Raw genomic sequence first — 17,824 nt, forward strand, 5'->3', positions numbered from 1 at the left:
AGTGGAAATCCTTTTTTGTTTTTCCTTTAAAAACAAAAAAGATTGCAACGGATAGCAGGATTAGCTCCTAAATAAAAAAGCCATTCTCCTCAATTATAAAGGAGAACGGCTGTTTCTTATTTTATGAAATGTTTCGTTCTAAGTTAATGCAACTTACGACCCACACATTTCGCATTCGTCTGGACCAGCATTTTTAGCTAATTCAATCATTGCTCTGTATTCTTCAGGAGTCATTTGATCTTCTACCTCAACCGCTGCAAGAACTTTAGGTTGTGGTTTAGAATCTGGAATAGCTTCCTCTTTTTTGTCGTTGTTTAATGTAAACTTAATTGCATCAACCGCTGCTTTAGTTCTCAAGTAATACATTCCAGTTTTCAAACCTGATTGCCAAGCGTAGAAGTGCATTGACGTTAGTTTTGAATAGTTGGCATCTTGCATGAACAAGTTTAAGGATTGCGATTGATCTACGAAATACCCTCTTTGACGAGACATATCGATGATGTCTTTCATAGACATTTCCCAAACGGTTTTGTATAATTCTTTTAAGTCTTGCGGGATGATATCAATGTTTTGAACCGATCCGTTTTGACGCATGATTTCTTGTTTCAAGTTCTCATTCCACAATCCTAGTCTAACTAAATCGTGCAATAAGTGTTTGTTTACCACGATGAATTCTCCAGACAATACACGTCTTGTGTAAATATTTGAAGTATATGGTTCGAATGCTTCGTTGTTTCCTAAGATTTGAGAAGTCGATGCTGTTGGCATTGGCGCAACCAATAAGGAGTTACGTACTCCGTTTTTAACTACTTCTTTTCTCAAGGAAGCCCAATCCCATCTTCCTGACAATTCTTCGTCTTTCATTCCCCAAAGGTTGTGTTGGAATTCTCCATTAGACATTGGAGATCCTTTGAAAGTAGAATAGGGTCCTTCTTCGATTGCCATTTCCATAGAAGCTGTACAAGCTGCGAAATAAAGGGTTTCGAATATCTCTTGGTTTAATGTTTTCGCTTCATCACTTGTAAATGGCATACGCAGCATGATAAAAGCATCTGCCAATCCTTGTACTCCAAGACCAATTGGTCTGTGACGCATGTTAGAGTTTTCTGCTTCTTTTACAGGGTAGTAATTTCTGTCGATTACTCTGTTCAAGTTACGAGTAACACGTTTGGTTACATCGTATAATAATTGGTGATTGAATGCCCCGTTCTCTACGAACATTGGCAACGAAATAGAAGCCAGGTTACAAACTGCTACCTCATCACTTGATGTAAACTCCATAATCTCAGTACATAAATTCGAAGAACGAATAGTACCTAGATTTTTTTGATTTGATTTTCTGTTTGCTGCATCTTTGTACAACATATATGGTGTTCCAGTCTCGATTTGAGATTCTAGAATTTTCTCCCATAACTCACGAGCTTTGATGGTTTTTCTACCTTTTCCTCTGAATTCGTAATCGGTGTACATTGCTTCGAATTCTTCTCCGTACACATCATACAAACCTGGACATTCGTTAGGACACATTAACGTCCATGTAGAATCTTCCTGTACACGTTTCATGAATAAATCTGATGTCCACATTGCGAAGAATAAATCTCTTGCACGCATTTCTTCTTTACCTGTATTCTTTTTCAAGTCTAAGAAATCGAAGATATCCGCATGCCAAGTTTCGATATAAATTGCAAAACTTCCTTTTCTTTTTCCTCCTCCTTGATCTACGTAACGAGCGGTATCGTTGAATACTCTCAACATTGGAACAATTCCGTTGGATGTTCCGTTTGTACCACGAATATAAGAACCCGTTGCACGAACGTTGTGAATAGAAAGTCCTACTCCACCTGCAGATTGCGAGATTTTTGCTGTTTGTTTTAATGTATCGTAAATACCATCGATACTATCATCTTGCATTGCCAAAAGGAAACAAGAAGACATTTGAGGTTTTGGTGTTCCTGCGTTGAACAACGTTGGAGTTGCGTGAGTAAAGAACTTTTTAGACATTAAGTCATACGTTTCTAAAACCGATTTTAAATCACCTAAGTGAATTCCAACCGAAACACGCATCAACATATGTTGTGGACGCTCTACGATTTTACCGTTTATTTTCAATAAATACGAACGCTCTAATGTTTTAAAACCAAAGTAATCGTAGTTAAAATCTCTATTGTAAATGATATGCGAATCCAAAAACTCTGCATTCTCCATAATCACTTTATGAACCTCTTCGGCTAATAATGGTGATTCTTGATTGGTTCTTGGATTGATATAGTGATACATCTCATTCATCGTTTCCGAGAATGATTTTGTGGTATTCGAATGTAAATTTGATATTGCAATACGAGCAGCCAATTGTGCATAATCTGGGTGAGCAATTGTCATAGATGCAGCTGTCTCTGCTGCAAGATTATCCAGTTCAGATGTAGAAACGCCATCGTATAAACCCTCAATAACTCGCATAGCAACTTTAACCGGGTCTACCAATTCGTTCAAGCCATAACATAACTTTTTAATTCTCTCTGTAATTTTGTCAAACATTACAGGCTCCTTGTGGCCATCTCTTTTTACTACAAACATACTTATCAAATTTTTTAATTAATGAATTGTGACTTACGAACAGTAGGAATTCATAATTCATTTTTTTTACTCGGTGTCAATCCATAACGTACTTCGATATTTTGTTTCATCGCATAAAATGAAATGAAACAAAACGTCGTTATATGTCCCAAAATAATTGGGCTGAATTAACTTAGTTTTTAGATTTGGGAATCTTGAAAAAAACTACTTAATTATAATTATTATTTTATTTATTTTTTAACTCCATCCAAATACTTATAACGCATTTGAATGCCAAAATCGTATTCTAAAAATCAGCGTCGAAGCTTATTTTTTGGGAATCTCCTTCAGAAACTTTAACTCCTGATTTTTGGTATTCGGCAACTTTTTTCTCGAAGAAATTAGTTTTCCCTTGAAGTGAAATCATATCCATAAAATCGAATGGATTTGAAACATTGTACTCTCTCTCACAACCCAATTCTACTAATAACCTATCGGCTACAAATTCCAGATATTGTGTCATCAAACCAGCATTCATACCAATCAAACTTACTGGAAGTGATTCGGTAATAAATTCTCTTTCTATATTCAAAGCATCAACGATGATACTTCTAATTCTTTCTGTTGGAACTTTACTAATCAAATGGTGATTGTGCAAGTGTACTGCAAAGTCACAGTGAACACCTTCGTCACGGGAAATCAACTCATTTGAAAATGTTAAACCTGGCATTAATCCACGTTTTTTCAACCAATAAATAGAACAAAACGCACCTGAAAAGAAAATCCCTTCTACAGCTGCAAAAGCGATCAGCCTTTCGGCAAAAGAATCTGATTCAATCCATTTTAAAGCCCAATCTGCTTTTTTTCTGATAGCAGGAAAAACATCTAAAGCATTAAATAAATCTGCTTTTTCGTTTTCATCCTTTACATAGGTATCAATCAAAAGAGAATACGTTTCACTATGAATGTTTTCCATCATGATTTGGAAACCATAGAAAAATTTAGCTTCAGCATATTGTACTTCATTCACGAAATTCTCAGCTAAGTTTTCATTTACAATTCCATCAGAAGCTGCAAAGAAAGCTAAGATGTGTTTTATGAAATAACGTTCATCATCATTTAGCTTATTATTCCAATCATTTAAGTCTTGCGACAGATCAATTTCTTCAGCTGTCCAAAAACTAGCTTCCATTGATTTATAAAACTCCCAAATATCTTGGTGTTTGATAGGGAAAATTACAAATCGATTCTTGTTTTCTTGTAAAATTGGTTCTATTTGAGACATTTGAGTTGAATGTTTATTTTGATATTTTTAATAAAAATGGATGCAAAAATTGAATTACAAAGATTGTGAAATAATGCGGTTATTAAAAGCCAAACTTATTCACAATACCCCCTAGTTTTTAACAAAAAATAAAAATAGGAATAATTTTCATACAAATTATAAATAATTGATTTTCAAAGTTTTGAAATAAATAAAGTAGCTTAAACTCCCATAAAATAACGAAATTTAAAAAGAAAAAGAGAAAATCTCAGAGATAACCTTATAAACCTTTTTTTAAGTCTTCGGCTACTTTTTCAAGTTCCAAATACCAATCATTACCAAAGCGACGGATAAGAGCTTCTTTGACAAATTTATACACAGGAACTTCGAGTTCTTGCCCTAAAGAACAGGCTGCATCGCAAATATCCCATTTGTCGTAATTAACGGCTGCAAACTCGGTAAAATCTTTTACACGTATTGGATATAAATGACAAGAAACCGGTTTTTTCCAATCAACTATTCCTTGATTGTAAGCTTGTTCAATTCCACAAAGTGCAGTTTTCCCGTCAAAAATGACGTAAGCACAATCTTTATTGTCAATTAGTGGTGTTTCCAGATCACCATCAGTTCCATTTACCCAAGTTCCTTGCGCTTCTATAGCTGCAATTCCCTCTTTTCTTAAAAATGGTTTTACTTTAGGATATATTTCTTCCAGAATTTTTGTTTCTTCCAAACTCAATGGCGCTCCAGCATCGCCATCGACACAACAAGCCCCTTTGCAAGCTGACAGATTACAAACAAATTCTTTTTCGAGTATATCCTCCGAGACGATGGTTTTTCCTAGTTGAAACATTCTGCAAAGGTAACCAAAGATTCAAGAAATAAAAAACTACTCTCCACTAACCACACTAAAACAAATCAAATTAACACATTGCAACAATTTTACTTACATAAATAACTTGTGTTTATTTTCATCTGCCGTAGCAACCCATTAATTCTGTGCGTATTATTCAAAAAAAGAAATTCTGTTGATTTAACAATAGAACTCTTAAAATGAAAAAAATATACGTATTTTTGATAATCAAAAGGATACCATTTTAATTATTCATTAAAAACTAAGACTATGATGGATTTCAACATAAAAGAGATAATAACTGTAGGAATGGTTCTTTTCGCTGTAATTGATATAGTGGGATCTATTCCTATCATTGTTGGATTGAGAGCCAAACATGGTCATATTGAATCAGAGAAAGCAGCCTTGGTGGCTGGACTGATTATGATACTATTTTTATTTATAGGAGAAGAATTCCTGGGACTGATAGGAATCGATGTTCACTCATTTGCTGTGGCTGGATCTTTTGTATTATTCTTTTTGGCTCTGGAAATGATTTTGGGAATTCGGATTTACCGTGATGAAGAAGCCAGTTCTGCTTCGATAGTTCCATTAGCTTTTCCACTCATTGCTGGTGCAGGTACAATGACTACATTACTCTCTTTGCGTTCACAATTTCATACCCTAAATATTATTATAGCCATTATACTCAATATTATACTCGTTTATATTGTTTTGAAGTCCTCTGGGAAAATTGAAAAAATGTTAGGAAAAAATGGACTTGGCGTGATTCGTAAGACCTTTGGTGTAGTCCTTTTGGCAATTGCTGTTAAATTATTTGCTGCTAATGTTAAAGGTTTGTTTCTCTAATAAAAAAAATTATAAATTTACCCCCTAATATATTTTCTCGGTAAAGATTACTTCGTGTTTAAACTTATTTGATGACAATTATGAATTAAAACTTTACCGGTAAAAAAACAAAAATTAAACCTATGAAAATTTTCACTAACATCTTAGTGCTTTTAGCCGTTTCGCTTCTAGTTTTCAATATTACTTTAATTGATTTTCACAATCCATTTAAAGGAGATAGTGTAATCGCACTTGTTGGTGTAGTCGCTTCGTTTTGTGCAGTATTAATTCTTCTTATTTTTAGAATGTCTAAAAAAATAGTTGAAAAAATGAACGACAACGCATAACTGTGTTTGATGTACTAATTATAGGCGGAGGTGTTTCAGGAATATCCTGTGCACTCGTATTGGGCTCTGCCAAAAACAAAGCTTTTGCTTCCAATAAGAAAATTGGGATTTTTACCCATCAAAAGACTTCTGCTCTACAAGAAGCGCTTTTTAACAATGCTTACGGAATTCCTCAAGGGAAATTAGGATCGGATTTATTAATCGAAAGTATCGAGAATTTATCCAATAGTTATCCTCACATCACTCAAATTCCTGAAGAAAAAGTAATAAAAATAAAAGGACAATATCCTGAATATACTGTTATTACTAACAAAAATTCATACCAAACCCATAATATAGTAATTGGAATAGGTTCTGCCAATACATTTGCTATTGAAGGCTTGATGCAATTTGTTGAACCTCACAAAAAAGCTTTACCAGAAAAACAAAGAATCCAGCTCAAGAACATCGACCACAAAGTAACCGATGGTATTTATGTAGTAGGAACTCTTGCGGGATGGAGAAGTCAACTGGCGATTGCCGCAGGAAGCGGAGCCGCTGTTGCTACCGATTTACTTACTTTATGGAATGAAGGAACACAAACTCATTCTCACGATAGTATTCGATAGATTATTTTTTTTACTTAATCGAAATAATTTCTTTTACTTTCATGTGCTTTTCAGTTTCAGTTTTCCAAATTTCTCCTTTTAACGAAACTTCCTCTCCTACTTTAAGTTGTTTGTAATTTTGAGGACCTCCAACATTTACGATACTTATTACAGCAAAATAAACTTCGTTTTTATCTGTATTGATTTTTGCAGTATAACCGTCTTTTCCAAACTCAACTGAAACTACTTTTCCAGAAATTGTATTTTTATCTTTCATACATGCACAAGAAATTGAAAAAATCAAAAGCATTGAAACTGCCAAAAATCGAATTATATTTTTCATATTTATTTTTTTAATCTATATCTAAATTACCGAAAACTTTCTAAAATTATTGTTTTCCATTCAAAACTGCTTTTATCATCGCATCCTCTTTCAAAACCATTTGATAATAATAACTATCGCCGTACAGTTGTCTGGCAAATTCAGCATTGACATATCTTTTTACCAAAACTTTATATTTATCCAATTCAATTACCAATCCATTTTGAGTAAGGTATTTTTGAAAAGCATTAAAATACAAATCAGTTGCATTGATTTTAGTTCGGAATTGATCAAAAGGCATTTTGGCAAAAGCGTTTCTATTTTTATCTAACTGTTCAAAAACAAAATGACCCACAATTCCAGATTGCAATAAATACGAAACATTTTCGGTTCCGTGTTCTGCTTCTAAAGGCACAAAAACATCAGGCACAATTCCGCCACCGCCGTAAACAATTTTACCTTTTTTAGTCTTGAACTTCAAAGAATCTACCACTTTGATACTATCTTTTTTATACAATTCTCCGTGTAAAAAACGAGACTCAGATTCTTTAAAATATTCCTCCTTTCCTTTCGAATAAGGTTTTTGAATAGATCTTCCTGTTGGTGTATAATATCTGGCAATCGTAAGTCGAACAGCCGAACCATCATTAAAATCCATTTCACGTTGTACTAATCCTTTCCCAAAAGAGCGTCTTCCTACAATCGTACCACGATCATTATCTTGTATTGCTCCTGCTAAAATTTCACTAGCCGAAGCACTGTTTTCATTAATTAAAACAAAAACATTACCTGTTTCAAAACTACCTTTTTCAGTAGCAAATGTTTTTTCTGTTGCTTCTTTTGCACTTTTTGTAAAAACAATCAATGTTTTGTCTTTCAAAAATTCATCTGCAATGGCGATTGCTTCCTCCATATAACCTCCACCATTATCCCGAACATCAATTACAAGAGATTTTATACCTTGCTTTTTTAAAGTAGCCAAAGCAGTTTGAAATTCAGCATAAGTAGTTTCGGCAAAACGATTAATCTTGATATACCCTATAGTCGAATTTAATCGCAAAGCTACATCAACACTTTTCAAAGGAATTACATCACGTTTGATGGTAACTTTTATTTTTTTGTGTTCAGATTTTCGGTAAATAGTCAAATCAATTTGAGAACCAACCTCTCCTTTTAAAGTTGCAAACAAACTGTCATTAGGCAATTTTCTACCAAACAATTTCGTTTTATTCGCAAATAAAATACGATCGCCAGCCAAAATACCGCCTTTAGCAGAAGGTCCGTTTTTTACAGGAGCTATAACAGCAACTGAATCTTTAAACATGTAAAAATTAATTCCTATACCAACAAAATCACCTTTCATAGTCTCAGCAATTTCAGCTTGCTCTTGTGGTGGAATATATACTGAATGGGGATCTAACTTTGCTAGAATATTATCAACCGTCAGACTTACTATTGAATCTGTATTAACATCATCAACATATTCATTGTCGATAAAATCAATCAGTTTATTAAGTTTCTCTTTGGTATTTTTTTTCGCAATAAAAGATTTGGAAGATGGAGATCCGGAAATACTGCCTATAAAAATTCCGAGAGCAAAAATGCCTCCAATAACTATCGGTAAATATTTATTATTAAATGTCATTTTATTCGTCTTCTAAAACAGGAATATGCTCTACTTCTATACCTGCCTTTATTAAAAATTGCAAACCAGAATCATCACGATACCCATTATGATACACCACTCTTTTTATTCCAGATTGATGAATTAGCTTACTACATTCTTTACAAGGCGAAAGTGTAATATACAAAGTAGCTCCTTCACAAGACTGAGTAGATCTTGCCACTTTTAATATGGCATTGGCTTCGGCGTGTAAAACATCCCAACGAGTTAGCCCCTCTTCGTCTTCACAACAATTTTCGAATCCTGAAGGTGTTCCATTGTATCCGTCAGATATAATCATTCGGTCTTTTACAATAATCGCTCCTACTTGTTTTCTTTTGCAATAGGATAATAATCCCCATTCTGTTGCTATTCTAAGATACGCTTTATCGTATTTATTCAATTTAATTTTCTCCATAAATCATTATCATTTCCAGATTTCGCTTCCCAAAATCATTGGTAAAACTACACCAATTATGAACGCCGACATCACCAAAGCCCAATCACGTTTTGAAAAACGAAAAACAGTTTGTACAATATACGACAAAATTAGCACTACAATAACAACTACTATTTGTGCAGCTTCTATTCCTAATGCAAATTCACTCATAGGTAGTAATTTGGAAGCATTGCTTCCTCCGAGTATTGTTTTAAAATAATTTGAAAACCCTAATCCGTGTATGATTCCAAAGAACAAAGTTATTATAAAAACCAAATTAACGCTATCATTTTTACCTGTTTTTCCAGCAGTAAATAAATTATAAAATGCCGTTATTAAAATAGTAATTGGTATCAGTAATTCTACCACATTTACTTTGACAGCAATAATTCCAAAAACCGAAAGAAACAGTGCTGTAGTATGCCCTAAAGTAAACACCGTTACTAAAAGCAAAATTCTTTTCCAGTCATTAAACGAAAACGGAACAGACAATGCAATTAAAAATAAAACATGATCATAGGCGTGAATATTCAATACATGTTTTAAACCTATCTGAAAGTAAATTAAAAAATCTGACATTGCTAAATGAATTAAATTGATAAGGGGACGTAAACTTACGATTAATTTTGAAAATGAAATATTAGAAACTAATCATATTAAAAACGAACAAAAACTAAAATTAGTACTAAAAAAATAACTAACTTTATATCAAACCTTAAATACCAACACTATGCCTTTTTCAGACTTATTCAACAGTGAAAACATCCAAAAGAATCGAGGTCACTTTTCTGCCCTAGTGCGTATAGCACATGCTGACGGCAATATTACAGAGAAAGAACAAAACTTTTTGGATAAATTAGCTGTAGCACTTCAAATTTCTAAAGAAGAATATGAAGAAATTTTAGAAAACCCATCCAAGCATGAAATCAATGCTCCATACTTATATGTTGACAGACTTGAAGCTTTATATAAGCTTGCCAAAATTGTACATCGGGATCATCAATTGGGAGACTTGCAAGAACACTTATTAGTTAAGTTTGCATTAGCCTTGGGTTTTACTCCCAGCAATGTACATTACATAGTAAACAAAGCATTAAAACTAGTAGATTTAGACGTTGACGAAGAAACCTTCTTATATGAAATGAAAAACATGTACAAATAGTAATTACGAATTACGCTAATGATCATTATTTTGTTAGCATAAATTTCATTCTTAAATAAAGAAAGCTCCTGATAGTAGGAGCTTTCTTTTTGGTTTGTATTTAACTTAAGTAATTAGGTATATTTAATAGTATACTTAACACTCATTATAAGCGTAATTATTAATTCGTAATTGATTTAATACTTACTCAATTTTGCTTTATGCATAAACTCTTCGGCTTTTTTGACCATGTTTAAGCTTCCGCAAAAGAAAGGTACTCTTTCATGCAGTTCTGTTGGTTGAATTTCCATTATTCTATCAAACCCATCAGAAGCTTTTCCTCCAGCTTGTTCTACAATAAAAGCCATCGGATTGCATTCATACAATAAACGCAATTTCCCTTTTGGAGCTTTAGAACTTGTTGGATAAATATAAATCCCTCCTTTAATCATATTTCTATGAATATCCGAAACTAAACTTCCAATATATCTCGAAGTATAAGGACGTTCCTCTTCTTCAAGCTGACAATATTTAATATAATCTTTTACTCCTTGCGGAAAATGAACATAGTTCCCTTCATTGATTGAGTAAATATTTCCATCTTCAGAAAATTTCATATTGGGATGCGAAAGATAAAAAGTACCAATTGCAGGATTCAAAGTAAATCCGTTTACGCCATGACCTGTAGTATACACAAGCATCGTTGAAGTTCCATAAATCACGTAACCTGCTGCAACCTGAGCAGTTCCAGGCTGTAAAAAATCTTCTAAAGTTACAGGAGTTCCTATTGGTGTAATTCTTCTATACACTGAAAAAATTGTTCCCACAGAAACATTTACATCAATATTTGAAGAACCATCCAAAGGATCCATCAAAATTACATATTTATTATTATGACTGCTGTCACTTCCTTCAACGGTAATAAAATCATCATTCTCTTCTGAAGCAATACCGCAAACAATTTCGCGATTAATTAAGGTTTGTATAAAAATTTCATTGGCATATACATCCAATTTTTGTTGGTCTTCCCCTTGAATATTTTGTTCTCCAGCTGCACCCACAATATCTACTAATCCTGCTTTATTCACTTTATAGTTGACTACTTTGGCGGCCAACCGAATTGAGTTAATAATTCTGGATAATTCACCCGATGAATACTGAAAAGCTTTTTGATTTTCAATGATAAATTCGCCTAATGTTTTGTTTCTTTCTTCCATTACGAAATCGATGTAGTTAATTTGAAGTCACAAATATCGTTTTTTTTGTGATAATGAAAAGAATAATACTTAGATAGTTTATCAGTATTGTATATTTGCTACATATTCCACAAAAACTAGTTCCTAATTGACTGTTTTTTAATAGAATTATAGTATAAAAACACGAAATCATGAAAATACGCAAAGGTCAAAAAGAAGACATGAGTGGTGTTTTGACACTAATTCAGGAACTAGCGACATTCGAAAAAGAGCCAGATGCAGTTTTAATTACTGTAGAGGATCTTGTTAATGATGGTTTTGGCGAAAAACCATTATTTGACGTTTTTGTAGCTGAAGTAGCGAACGAAATTGTAGGCATCGCTTTGTACTATTATAGGTATTCAACTTGGAAAGGAAAAACAATCCATCTTGAAGATTTAGTTATTAAGGAAAGTATGCGTGGAACAGGATTAGGTTATGCTTTATATTCTGAAATTATCAAACAAGGTCAAAAAGATAAAGTGCGACGAATTGAATGGAATGTATTGGACTGGAACACACCAGCCATTGAATTTTATGAAAAATCAGGAGCTAAAATATTAGACGAATGGCGTGTAGTCCAAATGGATGAAGCCGCTGTTAACTATTTTGTAGAAAATAAATTAAAATAAAAATGTGATTAATTTCAGACTAATAATCTGAAAAAATGAAATCTAAAATCTGAATTAAAATGAGGGTATTCAAATTTGGAGGTGCTTCTGTAAAAGATGCAGCCGGTATCAAAAACGTGTATGACGTTTTACAACAAGTGGGTTATGAAGATGTGTTGGTTATTGTTTCGGCTATGGGAAAAACGACTAATGCACTTGAAGATGTAATCAAAAATTATTTTGATAAATCTCCCGAATTAAATTCATCGGTACAAGAAGTAAAAAAATACCACAACCAAATACTATTGGATTTATTTGAAGATGAAAAGAATGACGTTTTTGCAGCTGTAAATACTCAATTTTCAGACTTAGAATATTTCTTAGCACACAATAAATCACCAAATTATAACTTTGTTTACGATCAGATCGTGAGCTTCGGGGAATTGATTTCGACTACAATTTTGAGCCATTTTATGGCTTTCAAAGGAATTCAAACGCAATGGCTGGACGTTAGAAACTTTGTAAAAACAGATTCTACTTACCGTGATGCAGAAGTTGATTGGGATTTAACACAAAAAAATATTGCCAATAATGTTAAACGCAAAATCCTAAACATTACCCAAGGGTTTTTAGGATCTGACGAAAATAATTTCACTACTACCTTAGGACGTGAAGGTTCGGATTATTCAGCTGCGATTTTCGCTTATTGTCTAAATGCAGAAAGTGTAACGATCTGGAAAGATGTACCAGGTGTAATGAATGCTGATCCAAGATATTTTGAAAATGCAAGTTTGCTTAATCAAATCTCTTACCGTGAAGCTATCGAGCTTGCCTTTTATGGTGCATCAGTAATTCACCCAAAAACATTACAGCCTTTACAGAAAAAAGAAATTCCATTATACGTAAAATCTTTTATCAATCCATTGTTAAAAGGAACAGCTGTTGCCAAAGGTGTAGATCTTGAGCCGTATTTACCTTGTTTTATTGTAAAAAGAAATCAACTATTAGTTTCCTTATCTTCAATAGATTTTTCTTTTATCATGGAAGAAAACATCAGCGAAATTTTTGGTTTATTCCACCAATTCAAACTGAAAGTAAATTTAATTCAAAATTCAGCGATTAGTTTCTCTGTATGTGTTGAAGATAAATTTGGAAATTTCAATGAATTAAATGCGATACTTTCTAAAAAATTCAAAGTAGATTTTACAGAAGATGTAACTTTATATACCATCAGACATTTTAACGAGCAAGCTGCTCAAACCGTAGAAGACAATAAAAAAGTGCTACTGAAACAAGTAAGTAGAGAAACTATGCAAATTGTCACTAAAGAAAATTAAACACAACCAAACTACAACTAACTATTAATGACCGTTTAAAAAGAGGCAACTCTTTTTAAATAAACAAAAAAATGGAAGCTGATTATTCGGCTTCCATTTTTTATTTTAAGATCTGAAAGATTAGGCTTTTACAGGAAGCAGTTACAATTACAACCGAACTCAAATTATAAAAAGAATAAACACTATTTTTGACGCTTTAGAGTTATACTATTTATGCTAAAAAAGGTATTATTTTGGATTGTCATTTTTTATTTTTCTGGACTTCACGCTCAGGAAATAGATTCTGCTTATAGCACCAAAAAAATAGCATTCTCTACGGATACTATTCATCTGGAATCTGTGAGTATCAACCCAAGTTATTTTAAAATTTTCGACACTAAAAACCAAATAATTGACAGTACTTCATACGAAGTAAACTTTCCCAAAGGCATTCTTTTATTTAAAAATCAAAACAATTCACCTACTGATTCTCTTACGGTTCATTATCTAAAATTACCCGATATTTTAACCAAAGAATATACCATTTACGACCGTAGTAAAATGATTGATAATGATGCTACCAATCAAAATTTATATCGAATCGAAAACCCAACGACGACCAAGAACATTCCGTTTGACGGGCTTGTTGCTGTAGGTAGTCTTTCTAGAGGTGTTACCGTTGGCAACAATCAAAACGCTGTGGTCAACTCTAATCTGGACTTTAAAATCACAGGAAAAATATCTGAGAAAGTCAGCATTCGAGCCTCAATTCAAGATACCAATATTCCGGTTCAGGAAGGCAGTTATTCCCAACGCCTGAACCAATATGATAATATATTCATGGAACTATTTACCGATAGTTGGAATATTCGTGCCGGAGATGTTTTTATTGGCAATGACTACACTCGTTTTCTAACTTTCAACAAGAAAATACAAGGATTATCAGCAACCGTTAACTTTGGAGACGAAGACAAGAAGACAACCGTTTTTGCATCAGGCGGGCTCGTGACAGGAAACTATGCCAGTAGTAATTTCAAAGGGCAGGAAGGAAATCAAGGTCCTTATAAATTAGTTGGGAAAAATGGTGAATTATATGTTTTAGTCATCATTGGTTCTGAGCGGGTATATGTTAATGGAATTTTAGTAAAAAGAGGACAAGACAATGACTATATAATTGATTATAATTCTGGGGAAATTGTTTTTACACCACAATTCCCTATTAATTCAGAAATGCGAATTGTTGTAGAATATCAATATTCGGAGAACAATTACTCTCGATTCATCACCTATGATGGAGGAACTTTTACAGACAAAAAATGGAATTTTGGTGCTATCGTATATTCTGAAAGTGATTTAAAAAACCAACCCGTTCAGCAAAATCTTTCTCCAGAACAAGCTTTGATTTTGAAAGAAGCTGGAGATGATACCAGTTTGATGGTTGCCCCGTCAGCAGTTGTTGCAGACTACGACGAAAAAAAAATACAGTATAAAAAAACCATACTAGGAACCAGTACTGTTTATGAATATTCTACAGACTCGACAAACGAATTGTATAATGTTTCGTTTACTTTGGTCGGTCAAGCCAAAGGAAATTACATTTTGACCAATCCAACCAGTGTCGACAAAATATTTGAATATGTAGCTCCCATAAACGGTATTCTACAAGGTAATTACGAACCTATAATTCAATTAATGGCGCCTATAAAATCTCAGGTAGCTACTTTCTTCGGGAAATACAATCCCTCAGAAAAAACAGCTGTAGCTTTTGAATTGGCTGTTAGCAACAGCGATCAAAATTTATTTTCATCTATAGACGATAGTAACAATAAAGGCGTATCAGGTCAAATCAATGCAAAACAACGACTATATTCCAAAAAATGGAACATAGATGCATTTGCTAATTTTCAAGCCGTTCAAACCAATTTTAAACCTGTAGAAAGAATTAACAGTATTGAGTTTTACCGCGATTGGAATGTCAACGCTACAACAACTACTGGAAATCAAAGCTTGTTAGGAACTGGTCTTAATTTTAATTTAATACCCAAAAAAGATTCTACAACTGTAGCCAACATTACGTATGCTTTCGAAAAACTAGCACTTTCCAATACGTATTCGGGAATAAAAAACAACCTCCACGCTAATTTTGAATTCACAGATTGGAGCATCAAAAACGATGGAAGCTATTTAAAAAGCGATGATATAGAAAACAATTCAACATTTTTGAGAAACCTTTCTCAGATACGTTATCATCACAAAAAAAATTGGATTGGGAGTACCATTCACTTTGAGAATAATCAGGAAAAAAATAAAATAACTCAACAATTCTCATTACTCAGCCAACGCTTTTCGGAATACGGAATATACGCAGGTCATGGTGACAGCACCAAAGTATATGTTCAGTTGGGGTATGCCAGAAGGATAAATGACAGTGTACAAAACGGATTGTTGCAAAGAGTAAACACATCAAATACTTATAATTTTCAATCTAAATTATTACAAACAGAAACTAGAGATATATCTTTATTTGTAAACTATAGAGAATTAGACTATACCGATCCAGCACTAAAAAACACACCTTCGCTTAACTCAAGAATCGTGTATAATGATCAATATTTTAATAAACTCATTCAAAGCAATACACGATACGAAACCAATTCCGGAACCATGCCCTTTCAGGATTATACGTATGTAGAAGTTCCAGCTGGTCAGGGAAAATACACTTGGAATGATTACAATGGCGATGGAATAAAGGATTTAGAAGAATTTGAAATTGCTCCTTTTTCTGATTTGGCAACCTATACCCGAATATTTTTGCCGAATCAAATTTATATCAAAACCAATCAAAACAGATTCTCACAATCGTTTATCGTCAATCCAATTATTTGGCAAAACGACAAATCATTCAAGAAAATACTATCTTATTTTTATATGCAGACATCGTTTATCATGGATCGAAAAGTCAAAAATGATGGAGAACATTTAGTCCTCAATCCATTTCAATCTTCAGATGAAGATATGTTGGGACTCATTAAAACATTTACCAATAGTCTGTCCTATAATCGAGGAAAAAGAGACCATTCGGTAACTTATACTTTTACAAAGAATGAAACTCAAAATTTGCTATCTATTGGTACCATCAAAAACTACAACAACTTTCATCAATTGGAATATCAACATTTATTACAAAAAAGTTGGCTATTTGACATCATTGGAAAAACCATTCATAACGCAACAGAGTCTGCAACATTTGCCGAAAAAAATTATACTATAGAAGGTTATTTATGGTTTCCAAAAATTAGCTATCTGTTCTCAAAGAATGTAAGTCTGGATGTTTTTTATGAGTACATCAACAAAGAAAATCAAATTGGAAGCTTAGATACTTTAACACAAAACCGATTTGGTACCGCCTTTAGTTACACAGGAACTTCCAAATTCAATATCAATAGTGAAATCTCTTTATATAAAAATGACTTTATAGGTAACGAATATTCTTCGGCGGGATATCAAATGTTGGAAGGATTGCAAAAAGGGCAAAATATTACCTGGAGGACTTTATTTCAAGTAAATCTGACTAAGTTTTTAGATTTGAATTTAATTTACCAAGGTCGAAAAAGCGAAACAAGCGATGCTATCCATACAGGAAGCGTTGAATTAAGAGCTTATTTTTAAACAATTTAGCATACACTTTAAAAAAAAATAGTAAATTTAAGTCTAATTTAAACCTAACACGCTATGAAAAAATTATTGTTATTAAGTTTCTTCTTCATTGTTTCAAATACTTTTTACGCGCAAACAACCAAAACTAAAGAGCAGACAACTGTAGAAAAAGCAACAAAAAGCACAAAAAAAACAGCAGCCAAAACAACTAAAGATTCTAAATCTACTGTTGACAAAACTGTAAAAGACACTAAAAAAACTGCTGATAAAACAACTAAAGATTCCAAATCTACTGTTGATAAAACTGTAAAAGACACTAAAAAAACTGCTGATAAAGTAACTAAAGATTCTAAATCTACTGCTGACAAAACTGTAAAAGATACTAAAAAAACTGCTGATAAAGTAACTAAAGATTCTAAATCTACTGTTGATAAAACTGTAAAAGACACTAAAAAAACTGCCGATAAAGTAACTAAAGATTCTAAATCTACTGTTGATAAAAAAACAAAAGAAGTTGCTAAATCTTCAGACAAATCAAAAACCGCTGTAAAAACTGCTGATAAAGCGACTGGAAAATACAATGGTAAAACGGTGTACACTGGCCCACAAGGAGGTACTTATTACATCAATTCAAACGGAAATAAAACCTATATCAAACAATAAATTTATTCTTAGAATAATTATTAAGGCTTCCCATTATTGGTAAGCCTTTTTTGTTTACTTAAGTTTTTTTAATTAAAAATCCTATCTGGTACATATTTCAAGTCTATTTCTGGGAACTCAAATCTTCATCATGATTTCTATTTTCTAAAATCTTGCAGAAACCCATCCGAAGGAGACAACAACTTCTCCGAAGACAGTAATTGGGAGTCCGAAGCTAGTTTGATGCGTTCCGAAGACCGTTTAAAGGAGTCCGAAGCATACAACAGGAAGTCCGAAGCTCGTATCAGGCTGTCCGAAGTATGCAACAGGGAGTCCGAAGCTCGTATCAGACCCACGGAAGATCGT

16 protein-coding genes are annotated in these 17,824 nt (G+C 33.1%); 8 read left to right on the top strand and 8 right to left on the bottom strand.

The features are described 5' to 3' along the window. Positions 1 to 153 precede the first annotated feature (153 nt). The 3 genes from CLU82_RS06845 to CLU82_RS06855 form a co-directional block, all read right to left on the bottom strand. On the bottom strand, positions 154 to 2,574 hold the full coding sequence (locus CLU82_RS06845; RefSeq protein ID WP_100842387.1) for a ribonucleoside-diphosphate reductase subunit alpha: 2,421 nt from the start codon (positions 2,572 to 2,574) through the stop codon (positions 154 to 156). A 286-nt stretch (positions 2,575 to 2,860) separates the two neighbouring features. After that, positions 2,861 to 3,838, bottom strand: a complete 978-nt coding sequence (locus tag CLU82_RS06850) for a ribonucleotide-diphosphate reductase subunit beta (protein WP_100842388.1) — start codon at positions 3,836 to 3,838, stop codon at positions 2,861 to 2,863. Positions 3,839 to 4,097: 259 nt separating this feature from the next. Next, positions 4,098 to 4,670 carry a DUF3109 family protein gene (locus CLU82_RS06855; protein WP_100842389.1) on the bottom strand — a complete coding sequence of 191 codons (573 nt, stop codon included), beginning with the start codon at positions 4,668 to 4,670 and terminating at the stop codon, positions 4,098 to 4,100. A 273-nt stretch (positions 4,671 to 4,943) separates the two neighbouring features. Between CLU82_RS06855 and CLU82_RS06860 the strand changes: the two genes are divergently transcribed. The 3 genes from CLU82_RS06860 (at position 4,944) to CLU82_RS06870 (ending at position 6,453) form a co-directional block, all read left to right on the top strand. Further along, a complete protein-coding gene (locus CLU82_RS06860; RefSeq protein ID WP_369829044.1) occupies positions 4,944 to 5,519 on the top strand; it encodes a MarC family protein in 576 nt (191 codons plus the stop codon). Positions 5,520 to 5,641: 122 nt separating this feature from the next. Next, positions 5,642 to 5,845, top strand: coding sequence for a hypothetical protein (locus CLU82_RS06865; RefSeq protein WP_100842391.1), 204 nt, complete (start codon positions 5,642 to 5,644; stop codon positions 5,843 to 5,845). Between the two features lie 2 nt (positions 5,846 to 5,847). Further along, complete coding sequence (locus tag CLU82_RS06870) at positions 5,848 to 6,453, top strand: FAD-dependent oxidoreductase (protein ID WP_100842392.1); 606 nt, start codon at positions 5,848 to 5,850, stop codon at positions 6,451 to 6,453. A gap of 10 nt (positions 6,454 to 6,463) precedes the next feature. Here CLU82_RS06870 and CLU82_RS06875 read toward each other — a convergent pair whose 3' ends face one another. Genes CLU82_RS06875 through CLU82_RS06890 form a run of 4 tightly spaced genes read right to left on the bottom strand, consistent with a single transcriptional unit; the run spans position 6,464 to position 9,435 of the window. After that, entirely contained in the window at positions 6,464 to 6,775 is a 312-nt protein-coding gene (locus CLU82_RS06875; RefSeq protein ID WP_100842393.1) for a hypothetical protein, read from the bottom strand. Positions 6,776 to 6,821: 46 nt separating this feature from the next. Further along, positions 6,822 to 8,399 carry a S41 family peptidase gene (locus CLU82_RS06880; protein ID WP_100842394.1) on the bottom strand — a complete coding sequence of 526 codons (1,578 nt, stop codon included), beginning with the start codon at positions 8,397 to 8,399 and terminating at the stop codon, positions 6,822 to 6,824. A 1-nt stretch (position 8,400) separates the two neighbouring features. Then, entirely contained in the window at positions 8,401 to 8,835 is a 435-nt protein-coding gene (locus CLU82_RS06885) for a dCMP deaminase family protein (protein ID WP_100842395.1), read from the bottom strand. A 9-nt stretch (positions 8,836 to 8,844) separates the two neighbouring features. Then, positions 8,845 to 9,435, bottom strand: coding sequence for a HupE/UreJ family protein (locus tag CLU82_RS06890; RefSeq protein WP_100842396.1), 591 nt, complete (start codon positions 9,433 to 9,435; stop codon positions 8,845 to 8,847). Positions 9,436 to 9,586: 151 nt separating this feature from the next. On the opposite strand from CLU82_RS06890, the gene CLU82_RS06895 reads away from it, so the two are divergent. After that, positions 9,587 to 10,018 carry a TerB family tellurite resistance protein gene (locus CLU82_RS06895; protein WP_100842397.1) on the top strand — a complete coding sequence of 144 codons (432 nt, stop codon included), beginning with the start codon at positions 9,587 to 9,589 and terminating at the stop codon, positions 10,016 to 10,018. A gap of 176 nt (positions 10,019 to 10,194) precedes the next feature. On the opposite strand, the gene fbp is transcribed toward CLU82_RS06895, so the two are convergent. Further along, on the bottom strand, positions 10,195 to 11,214 hold the full coding sequence (fbp, locus tag CLU82_RS06900) for a class 1 fructose-bisphosphatase (RefSeq protein WP_100842398.1): 1,020 nt from the start codon (positions 11,212 to 11,214) through the stop codon (positions 10,195 to 10,197). 170 nt (positions 11,215 to 11,384) lie between these two features. On the opposite strand from fbp, the gene CLU82_RS06905 reads away from it, so the two are divergent. From CLU82_RS06905 to CLU82_RS06920, 4 genes are all read left to right on the top strand, one after another. After that, a complete protein-coding gene (locus tag CLU82_RS06905) occupies positions 11,385 to 11,864 on the top strand; it encodes a GNAT family N-acetyltransferase (RefSeq protein WP_100842399.1) in 480 nt (159 codons plus the stop codon). A 59-nt stretch (positions 11,865 to 11,923) separates the two neighbouring features. Next, positions 11,924 to 13,180, top strand: coding sequence for an aspartate kinase (locus tag CLU82_RS06910; RefSeq protein WP_100842400.1), 1,257 nt, complete (start codon positions 11,924 to 11,926; stop codon positions 13,178 to 13,180). 213 nt (positions 13,181 to 13,393) lie between these two features. Then, positions 13,394 to 16,828, top strand: a complete 3,435-nt coding sequence (locus tag CLU82_RS06915) for a hypothetical protein (protein ID WP_100842401.1) — start codon at positions 13,394 to 13,396, stop codon at positions 16,826 to 16,828. Between the two features lie 63 nt (positions 16,829 to 16,891). Then, positions 16,892 to 17,479, top strand: coding sequence for a hypothetical protein (locus CLU82_RS06920; protein WP_100842402.1), 588 nt, complete (start codon positions 16,892 to 16,894; stop codon positions 17,477 to 17,479). The last annotated feature ends 345 nt before the right edge of the window (positions 17,480 to 17,824 follow it).

Source organism: Flavobacterium sp. 5 (genome assembly GCF_002813295.1).
Lineage (GTDB): Bacteria > Bacteroidota > Bacteroidia > Flavobacteriales > Flavobacteriaceae > Flavobacterium.